Below are 13,659 nucleotides of genomic sequence, written 5' to 3' on the forward strand. Positions count from 1 at the left end.
TGTAAGATCCTGCCCAATGAGAGCCTTTTTCCACCGTCAGATAAGCCAGCAATTACGAAGTGTTTTCGTCGTTGGATTGCTGCTGGTTTGCCTGCTCGGAACTCACTGGCTGGGGTTCTCTCATGGCATTTCTCATAGCGGTCTAGGGACCTCATCCCAAATCTTGGGTGCAGGCAGTCAAAGCTGTGATGAAAACGCTGCGATTACCCATAGCTCAGCAAGCTGCCATTTATTTGATGCTTTAACTCTAGCGAGTTTTGTATCGACAGATAGTTTGGTCTTGATTGCGTTGTCTGCCTATATAGAGATAAATTCTTCTTCAACTAAAACGGTTGACTATCAAACGGCTGAATCGCCCTACCAGTCTCAAGCCCCTCCTCGCCTCATCCTTTAAAACTGCTTAGGGATGCGCTTGCGCTCCCTTGTTTTGATCAACCACCTTTTTAGTGGTTTGCCTGGATGAAATATGAAACGCCTCTTTGCTTTCTACCTCTGTAGAGTTTTTTGTCTCATTGGATTACTTCTAATGAATAACACTTGGTCTCAAACCCAAGCCGAGGCATTGCCGCAACTCGATGTTAGTGGCGTTAATGAACAAGGGCTATTAAGCCCCAACAAAATACTCGCTGGCGATGAGTTACAAAATAAATTGGCCGGCACCCTTGGGGCCACCCTCGCAAATGAATTAGGAGTATCTGCCACCGGTTATGGTGCCGGTGCATCCAGACCAGTGATGCGCGGACTTGAAGGTGCGCGCGTACAGATTTTGCAAAATGGTTTATCAGTTGGCGATGTGTCAAGTATCTCTGCAGATCATGCAGTAGCCAACCCCATTCAGAACGCCCATCAAATTGAGATCCTACGGGGTGCTAGTGCTTTGGTATATGGCTCCGGCTCTAGCGGCGGCTTAGTCAACGTCGTCAATGACCGCATTGTGACTTCTATGCCCGATATGGTGTCTGGTGCAATCAATACCAGCTATGAAACCGTCAACCAGGGCAAGACTGCCAATATTGAAGTAGATGCACCGGCCGGGCCGCTAGCGCTTCACTTTGATTCTGCAGTGAGCAATAGTAATAACTATCAAATACCGGGGTATGCCGAACAAGGCGGTCCAAACGCTAATTGGTCGATTAATCCCAATCAACCTGTCAACGTTCCTTATAGCGGCAAACTACCCTTCTCCTATAGCAATCAGAATAGTCTTGGCTTGGGCGCTACTTACATTCGAACAGACGGCTATACCGGCGTTTCTCTCGAGCGCATGAACCATAACTACGGCATCCCCACTTATGACGGTGGCTTTATTCAGCAATCACAAAATCGTTACGACTTTAGCCATCAAACCAATGACCCCTTTGATGGCTTCTCATCCATCAAAGTCAGTGCTGCCAATACCAACTATCAACATACCGAATTTACCAACACTGGGGTTGCAGCCACCCAATGGAATAACACTGCTACTGAAGCCCGTGTAGAAATGATGCATAAAGAGTTTCTGGGCTCCAAGGGTGTAATTGGTGCACAAGTAAATGGTGCCACATTAAATGCTATAGATCTGTCTAGCAATAATTACGCCATTGTTCCGCAAACGAAGTCCAATTCCTCCGCGCTCTTCTGGGTTGAGGAGGGTCGTTATGGTCCAGTCAAAACGAGTTTAGGCGCACGCTATAGCTATGCTGGTCAAAATCCTAACTTGGCGACACAGTTTCCCAGCCCAAGTAGTCAAGGAGTGCCATCTTCTTATGGGCCACCAACACTGCAAAACCGTCAATTTAATTTAATGTCGTATTCAGCGGGTGGCATGCTCGATGTGGCTCGTGGCTATGGCTTAGGTTTGAGTTACACGGTTTCGCAAAGAGCACCAACACCACAAGAGCTCTACTCTTATGGGCCACATGATTCGACGGCGACGTTTGATATTGGTAACGCTAACTTAGCTACCGAGACTTCACATAACGTGGAGATCAGCTTCCAAAAAACACTAGGGCTATTTCGTAGTAAGGCAAGCCTGTACCGCAATCAATTTAGTAACTACATCTATGGCTTTTACACGGGGGCTTACAGCACAGTCAATAACTTCTCGGTTGTGCAAGCATCTCAAGCCAGCGCAAATATCAAAGGCGCTGAAGGAGAGCTCACTTACAACTGGAATCAAAATGGTGTTGGTGGCAGAGTCTTTGGTGATATCTCTCAAGGATCTTTTAACGCTGGCGGCAATCTGCCCTTGCAGCCCGCCCCACGACTTGGCAGTGAACTGGCCTATCAACGCGATGGTTGGTTAACGAGTGCAACTTATATTTATAGCTATCAACAAAACAGATTGGCCACTTGGGAAGTTGGGCCAACCCCCAGCTATAACTTAGTCAATGCCAATCTGTCTTACACAGAAAGAGTAGGCAAGATTAATTGGACCGGCTATGTGATGTTGAAAAATCTACTCAATGAAGAGATTCGGTATGCCACTTCACCGATGGCCGTCAGGCTCTATGCACCGCAACCTGGCAGAAGTTTGATGGTCGGTGTCAGAGCTGCGTTTTAAATCTGCTGCTTATCCAAGATATTTAATGAGGATCGCCCCAATCATTCCGGATCCCAGGATGACAAAGACTGGATTAATTTTGGTTCTCAGAATGAGATAAAGCGTAACAAGAGCTAAAGCGAGCGTGATGGGGCTAACGATCGATGCCTTAGCTACCGCATACACACCAGAAGCCATCAGGCCAATAGAGATGGGCTCCAAAGCATTCTGAATAGAACGACGCCAAGGGCTATCGCCAAAACGATTCCATACCCGCCCCACATAAAAACACAAAATGCTGGATGGCAAAAAGAATGCCAGTAAAACCACTCCTGCGCCAACAAGTCCTGCAACCTGAAATCCAATCACCAAGACCATCAGCATATTTGGGCCAGGGGCAACTTGACCCATACTATAAATATGCACGAATTGCGTATGGCTAATACCAAACTGATGGGCTAATAAGGTCTGCATTTCTGGTAAGACTGCTGTACCACCCCCTACCGCCAAAATTGATAAGAGTGCAAAGCTAAGTGCTAATTGAACATACAGACTCATGACTTAGCGCTCGGACGATAAAGATAAAGACATACTGGGGCCATGATGAGTAAAACCAATGGCAGTGACAGCTTGACAATACTCATCAAGCAAAAGGTAGTCACAATAATGACCAGAGACTTCAAATGCCGCCAGTGATCCTCGCCAATACGATAGGTAATGGCAGCCAACAATCCGCAGGCAGCAGCAGCTATACCAGCCAAAATGAGATTGGCTAAGGGATGGTCGGTATTTTTGGCATAGGCTATGCCAATGGCTAAAACAAACAGAGAGCCAGGAAGAATCAAACCGAGGGCAGCACTAATGGCGCCGCGCACTCCTCGTAGGTGATCACCAGCCAGCACGGCTAAATTAACAGAATTGAGCCCAGGCATGGTCTGACTAATAGCCAGATAACCCATGAATGCATCGGAAGATAACCACTTGCGTTTCTCTACCAGCAATATGCGCTCATAGGCAATAATCCCCCCGCCAAAACTAATCGCCCCGATGATGAAAAACTGCATGAATATGTCATGCAAGCCCGGGGGATTTAATTGAGGAGATACTTCCTGTAATTCAGAGCTCACTCAGGCTTTCCATAAATTAAGGCCGTTTTGGTGCTGCCGATCTCCAGCCAATCGGCCAATTCAATTTGTAGTTGCTTAAAAAATTTATCGACTCGCTTATGTGCTTTTGCTTGCCCACGATTTTCATCATTTACACGGTAAGAAAAAGCAAGCTCACCAACAATAGGGTCCCCTACACTCTTCATCCAAATCGCTATCTCGCAATGGGCTTGCACGCCGTCACCAAATACCAGGTTTCCTAAGGGTAAGCAAGCCTCTAAAATTTTATTGGTATTGCCACCGACGATACGCATTGGAGATTTTTTATCAATCCCTAGGTTGGCAACACCTGGAAAGAACTTAGCAACACTGCTAAGCGTTCTATCAAAGATGCTATCAATTGGAATGGCATCTAAAATGGCATTGTTAGAGTAAATGCTGCGCTTAGATCCAAGCTCATCCCCACGCAAGATCTCCTCCTTAAAGCGGATGCGAGATTTAATACTCTTCTTGGGAGTGGGATTAAATTTTGCTGACTCGCCGATATCGTGCGTGCGACATTTGAGGGTTACTTCACAAAAATCATCTACCCAAACATTCTGACGAGATTCTCGCACGCGCAAAATCACGTTATTGCGTCGAAAGTCTTCGCCAGGCGTATCGTAAAAATAAATATTCCGTAAACCTGTTGTCGCGTTATCTAAGTGGAAAAACTCTACTTTGTTCTTTTTACAGAATTTCAGTATTTGATCACTCAGCGCAGTAATGCGACTACGTCGATCCAAACCCTTGGGCTTGATGAGTAATTTAAATTCTCGATTTGTGACGGATGGATGCAACTTCATCTAAATACCCCCTTGTTACCAAGAGGTTATCACCATCTAGAAAATCTTAATAGACTTCTGGGACGTACATTTCAGGAGGGACTGGATCACGGAGGTAGTCAGGGTTATGAACCCGGCTTGGCAATGTAATGATTGGGTGGTCGGTCTCTTTGTAGGGAATTTGATCTAGTAAATGGGTGATGCAATTAAGGCGCGCCTTCTTCTTATCATTGGCTGCCACAACCCACCATGGCGCCTCAGGAATATGCGTACGCTCAAGCATGGTTTCTTTGGCCTTGGTATAGGCCTCCCATAATCGACGAGCCTCTAAATCCATGGGGCTCAGTTTCCACTGCTTTAGCGGATCATGTATGCGCATCATGAAGCGGTTGTACTGCTCATCATCAGAGATTGAGAACCAGTACTTGATCAAAATAACGCCCGAGCTAATCATCATGCGCTCAAGATCTGGCACTGTTCTTAAGAACTCTTCATACTCGTAATCGGTACAAAAACCCATTACTCTCTCGACGCCGGCACGGTTATACCAACTGCGGTCAAATAAAACAATTTCTCCGCCAGCTGGCAGATGTTGAATATATCTTTGGAAATACCACTGGGTCTTTTCGCGATCGTTGGGCGCCGGGAGTGCGACCACTTTACATACGCGAGGATTAAGGCGCTGAGTAATCCGCTTAATTGCGCCACCCTTACCTGCAGAATCACGACCTTCGAACAAGACGGCTACTTTTAGTTTGTTTTCGACAACCCAATCCTGCAGCTTGACCAATTCACCCTGAAGACGAAACAACTCCTTGAAATACAGTTGGCGCGGTATGGAAGATCCGCTGTCGCCATCTTGTGAAAGACGATCATCATCCAGCTCCATTTCGAGCTCTTCGTCCATGCTATCCAGAATCTCTTCTCGAGCACGGCGATACCATTCGTCCATGTCTTTATGTTTTGATGTCATCTTTGCGTTCACAACTAGATTATCCATTTTTACTGGATCTTGATGACACTTTTATTACATCTATGAGGCTTGAAGGCTTTTAGCAATAGCCTCTTGGGTATAAAGAGCGAGCAACTTGCGATCAAATTGAGCATCGATTAACGGCTCTATGAATGGCAAAAAGCGGAGCTCCACCCCTAAATGTCGGTTTTGAATAATGTTTGCCATAGACTCGATTAGGCCCATATCCCCAATAAATGCTGGGGAATAGCTTCTTTTCCCGGTGATGGTGGAAAAATACTGGATAGCTAAAGGAAAGGTAGGGACGCCAGCCTCTAAAGCAGACTCAAATAAGTTTGGCTTAAATGGCAACACCTCATCTCCGACAGTAGAGGTGCCTTCCGGAAATATGCAAATCGATTCCGTTTTCAAAACCCCAGCCACCTGCCCGACAACCAACCTTGCATGTCTAGAGCTATCTCGCCGAATAAACACGGTTCGTAACTGCTTAGCCATCCAGCCAAACACTGGCCAGCTAGCTACTTCAGACTTGGCCACGAATCGAACCGGTCGAAAAGCATTGATCACATGGATATCAAGCCAAGAAATATGATTTGAAGCCAATAAATAAGGAGAATTTGGCAAGAGCTCAGCACCTCGAATCTTGAGTTCAATCTTAAAGATGGTGAGCAATCTTTTAGACCAGCGTTGGATATGCTCTTGTTTTTTTTGATCGTCAATAAAGGGAAAAAAGAAAGATAAGGTCAAGGCTCCACGCAATATATGCAGAAAAATCAGCGCCCACACCCCGCAGCGCGTCAGAAACGGCGCTTTAGACTCGGTTGATAGTGTTTGGATATTCATAAAGTTCTATCAATATAAATCAAGTCATAAAACTGTCTTGAAAGTGTCATGAGGATTACATAGACGGCAGGCTTAATGCTTACTCATGATGCATTACAGAGCTATCTGGATTTCAGACGTACACCTAGGAACATCAGGGTGTCAGGCAAACTACCTCCTCGATTTTCTGAAACACAATGAAGCCGATAAGTTTTACTTGGTAGGAGACATCATTGACGGGTGGAGACTTAAAAAATCATTCTACTGGCCCCAAGCCCACAATGACGTAGTACAAAAACTCTTGCGTAAAGCGCGTAAAGGTACAGAAGTAATCTACGTACCCGGAAACCACGACGAGAGTGCACGACAATTCTTTGGCATGTCCTTTGGCGAGGTCAAAGTAGTTGAGGAAGTGATTCATACAACGCTTGATGGCAGAAAACTCTGGGTAACCCATGGCGATCTGTTCGATGGCGTCATGCAATATGCCAAATGGTTAGCCTATGTTGGCGATACCTTGTATACCTTCATTCTCTATATCAACCGCTATTTCAACATGATCCGCATGCGGATGGGTTTGCAGTACTGGTCTTTATCCCAATACTTAAAACACCAAGTCAAGAATGCAGTCAGCTACATCGCAGACTTCGAACACATCATGGCCCGAGAGGCTCGCTTAAAGGGTTGTGATGGCGTGGTTTGTGGTCACATTCACAAAGCTGAAATCCGTGAAATTGATGGCCTGCTCTATTGCAATGATGGTGACTGGGTAGAAAGTCTTTCTGCCCTTGTCGAAACCATGCAAGGCGAACTCAAAATTATTTACTGGACCCAAATCAGAGGCGAACCAGTAAACGCAACTCCTGAAATTACCTTCCAACCTGCTGTTGAAGCACTCATCAAAGAGGCTGTGCTATGAAAATTATGATCATCACCGATGCATGGGATCCACAGGTTAATGGCGTTGTTAGAACCCTTAAGCAAACCCGTGAAGAGCTCATTGGCATGGGTCACGAGGTGGAAATGATTACGCCAAGTGGATTTAAATCTATCCCTTGCCCAACCTACCCGGATATTGCCCTCTCCCTCTTTCCTGGGAAAGAAGTTTCTCGAAGAATTAAAGAATTTGCACCCGATGCGATGCATATCGCTACTGAAGGTCCTTTGGGACTTTCAGCGCGCTCGTATGCAGTAAAAAATAAATTGCCGTTCTCTACCGCCTATCACACCCGTTTTCCAGAATACGTTAAGGCCAGAATTGGTATGCCTTTAGCCATTACCTATGCCTTTATACGCTGGTTCCATGGGCCATCTATGGCAGTAATGGCGCCCACGATTATTGTGAAGGATGACCTTGAGAAGTTTGGCCTGACCAATGTTGTCCTTTGGTCTAGGGGTGTTGACCTAGACATCTTTAAGATGCAAGAGTCCAAAAGACTGAATACTGCTCACCCAATCTTTTTGTATGTAGGCCGTGTCGCCGTGGAAAAGAACATCAACGCTTTCTTAGAAATTGATCTACCTGGTTCCAAATGGGTGGTTGGTGATGGCCCAGCAATGGCCAGCATTAAAGAAAAATACCCTGAAGTGAATTACCTGGGCGTATTACAGCAACATGAATTAGCTAAAGTCTATGCAGCAGCAGATGTGTTTGTTTTCCCAAGCAAAACGGATACTTTTGGCCTAGTTCTTTTAGAGGCCATGGCGTGTGGCACCCCAGTAGCCGCCTATCCGGTTACAGGCCCGATTGATGTACTCGGTAACTCAGCCGCCGGTGCGATGAATGAGGACTTGCGTGAGGCCTGCCTCCAGGCCCTCAAGATTCCGCGTGACGTTGCCCGTGCCCATGCAGAGAAGTTCTCTTGGCGCGCTGCCTCTGAGCAGTTTGCCAATCATCTTAAGCCGGTACCTTCGACTGAAGTTCATATTGCAGCACTTGCATAGGCTTATCCATTTTGACAGCACCTTATAACATTAGCGACAACCCCCACAAAGGGAACCGCGGGCTCACCCGTGCATGGCATGCAGCAAAAAACTCTTGGTGTGGAATGGTCTATGCCTTTAATGAAGAAAGTGCTTTCAGACAAGAGCTCACGCTTTTAGTCATCCTTGTGCCGACCGCCCTATTCTTGCCAGTAAGCCATCTAGTCAAAGCGATTCTGATTTCATCCCTGATCTTGGTGCTAGTAGTTGAGTTATTAAATTCCAGTGTTGAGGCTGCGATTGATCGCATTTCTTTTGATCATCATGATCTATCCAAAAGAGCTAAAGATTTTGGCTCTGCCGCTGTCATGCTGGCATTACTGATCTCCGCATTGCTTTGGCTCACCGTCTGCATCCCCCTTGTCTTTAATTTGTAATAAATGCTCGCTACGATTAGCTATATATAAATAAGGTTAACCATGTCCGATATTCCAAACCCATTCGCAGCACTTGATATGTTTGGCCCGCGCTTAAAAGACAAGCCGAAGAAAAGTAAATTAAGCCCTTTCAAGAAGCTCTTACCTAAAAAACTGGCAAAGAAACTATTCGGCAAAAAGTTTGCCACTAAGACTCGTAATCAACTCATTTCAGTTGAAGAAGTTGCACCAACCGTTGCCATTGTCAAAGCTAAGAAGCCTGGCTTCCAAATTACTTGGGCTAGTAATTCCAGTGAAATTAAAGAAGCGCAGCGCTTACGCTACAAGGTATTTGCTGAAGAAATGGGTGCTAATTTAGCCGCCAGCTCTGAAGGTCTAGATGTAGATGAGTTTGATGCCTACTGTGATCACCTACTCATTCGTGATCAAGAAACTTTAAAGGTTGTTGGAACCTATCGCGTTCTGCCTCCACATAAAGCGCAAGAAATTGGTCGCCTGTACTCTGATTCTGAATTTGATTTAACCCGCTTAAATCACCTCAGGCCAAAAATGGTTGAGCTGGGTAGATCTTGTGTTCACGCAGACTATCGTTCTGGCGCGGTCATCATGGCCCTCTGGAGCGGTCTTGCCCAGTACATGCAAAAGCACGAGTATGAAATCATGCTCGGTTGCGCAAGTATTCCGATGGGCGATGGTGGTCACTTTGCAGCTAGCCTGTATAACTCCTTAAGCAACGATCAAATGGCGCCAGTAGAAAACCATGCGTTTCCAAAGTTGCCATTGCCGCTAGACAAGCTTAATGGTGGCCTTCAAGTAGATCTTCCTCCACTCATCAAAGGTTATCTCAAGATAGGCGCCAAGATTTGTAGTGCTCCTGCCTGGGATCCTGATTTCAATACCGCAGATTTGTTAACGATGATGCGCTTGTCAGATATCAATCCACGCTATGCCAAGCACTTCTTAGGACAATAAAGAAAGGGCTTATTTCAAGCCCACTTTATAAGAGCGGCCGATGCGTTCCCATTCGGCCGCTTCTTTTTGTAGACTAAATTCTGTTAATGGGTGTTCATTAGCCCAATCTTTCGACAAGCTCACCGCATACGAACCATCGTGTTCCGAGATCTTGACCTTAGGAAGATCGCCATCACTTCTGCCACGGCATAAGACTTGAGCTAGTCGCAAACAAAATAGCATGCGCCAGTCATGAAAGCTGGCATTGTTTGCCAACTTTCCGAGTTTGCCAGCATGTCCAATGAGTAATGCCGCCAAGCGTGCTTGATCATTTTTTGAGAACCCCGGCATATCCGCATTGCCAGCAATATAAGCAGAGTGCTTGTGATAGCCATTATGAGAAATCGATAATCCAATCTCATGCAGATTTGCAGCCCATTGCAATAAAGCAATATTGTCTGAGCGGCTCTCGAATTCAGATTTAGGTAGTTGTGCCAAAAAATCGCCAGCAAGATTGCCCACACGATGCGCCTGCTCGCGATCAACGTCGTAGCGCTGCATAAATTGCTCAACGGTGACATAGCGCATGTCATGGTGTTGCGACCTGCCTAGTAAGTCATACAAGACGCCAATACGCAAAGCAGCGTCCGTCACTTCCATGGACTCAATGCCCAACTCGTCAAAGACGGCAATCATGATTGCTAAGCCGCCGGGCCAAACTGCCCTTCGTTCGTCCTTCAGACCTGGCAACTCAACCTGATTCACATGTTCGTATTTAAGCAGGTGCTTTTTCATGGCTCGTAAGCCATCCCGCGTGATCAAGCCACCTGTGCCATTTGCCCGACTCTCGGGGTTAAAATTATTTTCCGCAATGAGATCGGCCAATGCTCTAGCTGTACCCGATGATCCAATAACTTGTTTCCAGCCACTCTTGAGATAAGCTCCCGAGATCACCTGAATTTCTCTACGAGCGGCTAACTCAGCTTCTTTGAAAGCATGGGCATCAATATTGCCCTTCGGAAAGAAGCGCATGCTATGAGAAACGCAGCCAATATAAAGACTCTCCATCAGCCTAGGCTCGTAACTCTTACCAATAATCAGTTCAGTAGAGCCGCCGCCAATATCCACCACCAAACGGTTACCGTGAACAGCAGGCACCTCATGCGCTGCGCCAATGTAAATTAAGCGAGCCTCCTCTACCCCAGCGATAATCTCAATCGGAAAGCCTAAAGCCTCTTCCGCATCCTTGATGAACTGCGGCGCATTTTTAGCCACCCGTAATGTGTTGGTAGCAACTGCGCGCACCCTCGTGGGATCAAACCCCCGAATGCGCTCACCAAAGCGGCGTATGGCTGTTAATCCCCGCTGGTAAGCGTCATTACCTAATAACTTGTTGTCTGTGAGACCTGCGGCAATACGCACCGTTTCACGCAAAGTGTCGATCGGACGTATCTGAGTACCTGAAGGTGTATTGACCACTTGCGCCACCAGCATCCGAAAGCTATTCGAGCCAAGATCCACTGCTGCAACAAGATCTGAATCATTAAACCGAAGATCGACTGGATTGGCTGCCAAAATATTCCCTGTGGAAAGATACGCTTAATTGAATATGTCTATTTTATGTAAGAAGCATGACAAATTCATGAAATTACTGCGTAGTCTACTGGGGAAAGGGTTTAGGCGGCTAAATTTTGCTCGGAACTTGAACAATCTACATTGCCATAGCTACAGAAAATGCAACAATCGCCTGACTTGGTTTTCAGAATGCCGCTACAAGATGGGCAACGATAAAACTGCTGAGATGAGCCTTCTGGAATCTCAAGAGCCTCGGTAGCTTTGCAGTGGGGACAAGTAATGACGGAGTTCAATATTGGGGTTTTCACAGGCAGATAGTGAACTGCAAATATTTCAGGAATAAGACAAGGCCTCAACAAGCCATTTAGTCGGTAGTGCTGGGGCTCCAGAAAGCCTGATTGACATACGCTAGTCCCCACTAGAGAGTATTTTTCTTGGCGACCTTGAGTTTTCCAGACTTGACTGCTTCACAAAATACGGCATAGTCAGCCTGATTCTGTTTTGAATAGGCCTTAGCAAATTCATATAAGGCCTTATCCAACTCCTTGGATTGACCACAATAGCCCGCGATCGTGGCAGGATCACCAGAGCGGGCATGACCTAAGGCTAAAGCCCACCCAAATAACTTCGCATAGTCAGGAAAGGTTTCTAAAGTGACGCCGCCAGAACCAACGGCAATGCCGCCCTTCATATCGCGCAATTGTCTTAAATAAAAGTCCTGAGTATCCCCAGCGTGATTATTAACAGCACCAAAGCCTAAAAAGATATCTGGCGCTCCTTGTAACAGTCTTTGACCCGCAACCACGCGGTGACCCATATTGGGATGCACCGACTCCCCAAGATAGGGAGTTAGGACTGATTTTTGAGCTTCTTTATATTGCAAAAATAAAGGGTCATTTTCACCATTACCTTCGAAATATAAAACCATGCAGGTCGTTCCGACAGAACCTACTCCGACTATTTTTCTAGCGAAATCCTTAAGCGAATAGCGACCAAACAAAACCTGCCTATCAGCCAACAATGAGTGTACATAACTTGAGACCGCTTGAGACGCTAGCTTCTTAAATGCGACTCCGTGAAGGCCTTTCTTAAGATGCTCAATTAAGGGAGGTCTATTAATGATTTTACGATTCTTGCCAACCAGGGTTGTGAGCTTGGCCAATACCTGAATATTGCCCTGCCCTTTCGTTTCCTTTAAGTAAGTGTCCAATGTTTTTTGGTGGGTCTTACTGAAATGCTTACGAATATCTTTCTCACCAATAAATTGCTGAGCCAAATTAAGGTATGGCATTTGCGCATATTGGGCCATTCGCTTCTGATATTCAGAGCTAATGTGATGTACCAGCTTTTTGCCGAGGGCCTCACTGCCCCCCATGCTTTCACAAGCAATCACGGCGCTGGCGACCAATCGCTTGATATCCCACTCCCAGCTTCCCGGTAAAGTCTCATCAAAATCATTGATGCCAAAAACCAGGCGATGCTCTGCAGTACCAAACAATCCGAAGTTGGAAACGTGCATATCGCCACACAATTGAACCGTGATATCAGTAGTTGCTTGATTAGCAAGATCCTGTGCCATGATGGCGGCACCGCCACGGTAGAAGGCAAAGGGAGATTGAAGCATGCGCTCGTAGCGAATTGGTATCAAGGCTTCATTACGACTCTTGGCCTGCTTCTGAAGCACTTCAATGGGATTAATGCGGTGTTTAGGTGGAGCGTAAGTGCCCTGCTCTAGAAAGGTTACTTTTTTACGCAAGGCCTTACCAGCGGCAACTCGTTTTTTAATGCTGGACTGATCAGCCATAAAGGGCTCTGGTGGATTTAGCCTGGAAACCTTTGCAACCGGAGATTGAATGATTTTTTTAACAGAAGACATGATGACTCTTATTGGGGGAATATCTTATGTTACCCCGATGCGATCTGCGGTTGCGTTAACAAAGTCCGGAAGTATGTTGTTAAGATAAGTAAATACGGCAGAATTAACGCCATGCATAAGGATTTGAAATGGAACAATGGGATTTGTATTGCAATATCGCCATTCGCCTGGCTTTAGCCCTCTTAGTAGGAACCATCCTCGGCCTTAACCGATGGCTCCACCATAAATCCGCTGGGATCCGAACGCATAGCCTGGTTGCCATTGGGTCAGCCACAGCCATCATGCTGATCAGCGACTTTGTAAAAGATGATGCTCAAGCAGTTAGTCGGGTATTGCAGGGGCTGATTACTGGACTTGGATTTCTAGGTGCTGGGGTCATTATTCGGGAGCGAAGCTCACAAAAGATTCATGGGCTAACTACTGCTGCCAGTCTCTGGTCATGCGCATTGATCGGCGCGGCATTTGGGGGTGGGCAGTTTGTCCTTGGCGGCCTAGCACTGGCGACTATCTTGCTCACCCTAGTGATTGGGGGGCCTCTAGAGCGGCTAGCCTCCAAACTTACTGGGATTAAGCAGGAATCCGAGGTTTCAACAGATCGAGACCAGTAAACCCATGATGCGGGTAAAAAGTACTTTTGTCATATTAGTTTGG

15 protein-coding genes are annotated in these 13,659 nt (G+C 46.3%); 7 read left to right on the forward strand and 8 right to left on the reverse strand.

Annotated elements, in window-relative coordinates:
- On the forward strand, positions 1-394 hold a 394-nt coding region (locus tag ICN49_RS06565; RefSeq protein WP_216166885.1), incomplete at its 5' end, for a hypothetical protein.
- 132 nt (positions 395-526) lie between these two features.
- Entirely contained in the window at positions 527-2,542 is a 2,016-nt protein-coding gene (locus tag ICN49_RS06570; RefSeq protein ID WP_255535424.1) for a TonB-dependent receptor, read from the forward strand.
- 9 nt (positions 2,543-2,551) lie between these two features.
- Here ICN49_RS06570 and ICN49_RS06575 read toward each other — a convergent pair whose 3' ends face one another.
- Genes ICN49_RS06575 through ICN49_RS06595 form a run of 5 tightly spaced genes read right to left on the reverse strand, consistent with a single transcriptional unit; the run spans position 2,552 to position 6,267 of the window.
- Complete coding sequence (locus ICN49_RS06575) at positions 2,552-3,079, reverse strand: chromate transporter (RefSeq protein WP_216166887.1); 528 nt, start codon at positions 3,077-3,079, stop codon at positions 2,552-2,554.
- Positions 3,076-3,648 (reverse strand): chromate transporter, encoded by a 573-nt coding sequence (locus tag ICN49_RS06580; RefSeq protein ID WP_216166888.1) that lies wholly within the window; start codon positions 3,646-3,648, stop codon positions 3,076-3,078. The genes ICN49_RS06575 and ICN49_RS06580 overlap by 4 nt, the downstream gene beginning before the upstream one ends.
- Positions 3,645-4,472 carry a CYTH domain-containing protein gene (locus ICN49_RS06585; protein WP_216166889.1) on the reverse strand — a complete coding sequence of 276 codons (828 nt, stop codon included), beginning with the start codon at positions 4,470-4,472 and terminating at the stop codon, positions 3,645-3,647. The genes ICN49_RS06580 and ICN49_RS06585 overlap by 4 nt, the downstream gene beginning before the upstream one ends.
- A gap of 46 nt (positions 4,473-4,518) precedes the next feature.
- Positions 4,519-5,424 (reverse strand): polyphosphate kinase 2, encoded by a 906-nt coding sequence (ppk2, locus tag ICN49_RS06590; RefSeq protein ID WP_216167026.1) that lies wholly within the window; start codon positions 5,422-5,424, stop codon positions 4,519-4,521.
- A 60-nt stretch (positions 5,425-5,484) separates the two neighbouring features.
- Entirely contained in the window at positions 5,485-6,267 is a 783-nt protein-coding gene (locus ICN49_RS06595; RefSeq protein WP_216166890.1) for a lysophospholipid acyltransferase family protein, read from the reverse strand.
- A gap of 85 nt (positions 6,268-6,352) precedes the next feature.
- Here ICN49_RS06595 and ICN49_RS06600 point away from each other — a divergent pair, with 85 nt between their 5' ends.
- The 4 genes from ICN49_RS06600 to ICN49_RS06615 are packed head-to-tail and all read left to right on the forward strand — an operon-like array spanning position 6,353 to position 9,578.
- The gene (locus ICN49_RS06600; protein WP_439650854.1) at positions 6,353-7,165 is read left to right on the forward strand and encodes a UDP-2,3-diacylglucosamine diphosphatase; all 813 of its coding nucleotides are present in this window, start codon (positions 6,353-6,355) and stop codon (positions 7,163-7,165) included.
- Entirely contained in the window at positions 7,162-8,190 is a 1,029-nt protein-coding gene (locus tag ICN49_RS06605; protein ID WP_216166891.1) for a glycosyltransferase family 4 protein, read from the forward strand. The genes ICN49_RS06600 and ICN49_RS06605 overlap by 4 nt, the downstream gene beginning before the upstream one ends.
- Positions 8,191-8,201: 11 nt before the next feature.
- A complete protein-coding gene (locus ICN49_RS06610) occupies positions 8,202-8,606 on the forward strand; it encodes a diacylglycerol kinase (RefSeq protein WP_216166892.1) in 405 nt (134 codons plus the stop codon).
- A 42-nt stretch (positions 8,607-8,648) separates the two neighbouring features.
- Complete coding sequence (locus ICN49_RS06615) at positions 8,649-9,578, forward strand: GNAT family N-acetyltransferase (protein WP_216166893.1); 930 nt, start codon at positions 8,649-8,651, stop codon at positions 9,576-9,578.
- 9 nt (positions 9,579-9,587) lie between these two features.
- On the opposite strand, the gene ppx is transcribed toward ICN49_RS06615, so the two are convergent.
- From ppx to ICN49_RS06625, 3 genes are all read right to left on the reverse strand, one after another.
- Positions 9,588-11,132 (reverse strand): exopolyphosphatase, encoded by a 1,545-nt coding sequence (gene ppx / locus ICN49_RS06620; protein WP_216166894.1) that lies wholly within the window; start codon positions 11,130-11,132, stop codon positions 9,588-9,590.
- Between the two features lie 101 nt (positions 11,133-11,233).
- Positions 11,234-11,551, reverse strand: a complete 318-nt coding sequence (locus tag ICN49_RS11725) for a GDCCVxC domain-containing (seleno)protein (protein ID WP_369411513.1) — start codon at positions 11,549-11,551, stop codon at positions 11,234-11,236.
- A complete protein-coding gene (locus ICN49_RS06625) occupies positions 11,551-13,008 on the reverse strand; it encodes a DUF2252 domain-containing protein (RefSeq protein WP_216166895.1) in 1,458 nt (485 codons plus the stop codon). Before ICN49_RS06625 ends, ICN49_RS11725 begins: the two co-directional genes overlap by 1 nt.
- 128 nt (positions 13,009-13,136) lie before the next feature.
- Here ICN49_RS06625 and ICN49_RS06630 point away from each other — a divergent pair, with 128 nt between their 5' ends.
- Complete coding sequence (locus ICN49_RS06630) at positions 13,137-13,616, forward strand: MgtC/SapB family protein (RefSeq protein WP_216166896.1); 480 nt, start codon at positions 13,137-13,139, stop codon at positions 13,614-13,616.
- Positions 13,617-13,659: the final 43 nt, after the last annotated feature.

Origin of the sequence: Polynucleobacter finlandensis, from assembly GCF_018881755.1 — a bacterium.
Lineage (GTDB): Bacteria > Pseudomonadota > Gammaproteobacteria > Burkholderiales > Burkholderiaceae > Polynucleobacter > Polynucleobacter finlandensis.

Excerpts from the sequence above, each read along its gene's own strand:
- ICN49_RS06625 (WP_216166895.1), bottom strand. The coding sequence starts at position 13,008 with ATGTCTTCTGTTAAAAAAATCATTCAATCTCCGGTTGCAAAGGTTTCC.
- ICN49_RS06605 (WP_216166891.1), top strand. The coding sequence starts at position 7,162 with ATGAAAATTATGATCATCACCGATGCATGGGATCCACAGGTTAATGGC.
- ppk2 (WP_216167026.1), bottom strand. The coding sequence starts at position 5,424 with ATGACATCAAAACATAAAGACATGGACGAATGGTATCGCCGTGCTCGA.
- ICN49_RS06585 (WP_216166889.1), bottom strand. The coding sequence starts at position 4,472 with ATGAAGTTGCATCCATCCGTCACAAATCGAGAATTTAAATTACTCATC.
- ICN49_RS06570 (WP_255535424.1), top strand. The coding sequence starts at position 527 with ATGAATAACACTTGGTCTCAAACCCAAGCCGAGGCATTGCCGCAACTC.
- ICN49_RS06575 (WP_216166887.1), bottom strand. The coding sequence starts at position 3,079 with ATGAGTCTGTATGTTCAATTAGCACTTAGCTTTGCACTCTTATCAATT.
- ICN49_RS06615 (WP_216166893.1), top strand. The coding sequence starts at position 8,649 with ATGTCCGATATTCCAAACCCATTCGCAGCACTTGATATGTTTGGCCCG.
- ICN49_RS06595 (WP_216166890.1), bottom strand. The coding sequence starts at position 6,267 with ATGAATATCCAAACACTATCAACCGAGTCTAAAGCGCCGTTTCTGACG.
- ICN49_RS06600 (WP_439650854.1), top strand. The coding sequence starts at position 6,353 with ATGATGCATTACAGAGCTATCTGGATTTCAGACGTACACCTAGGAACA.
- ICN49_RS06630 (WP_216166896.1), top strand. The coding sequence starts at position 13,137 with ATGGAACAATGGGATTTGTATTGCAATATCGCCATTCGCCTGGCTTTA.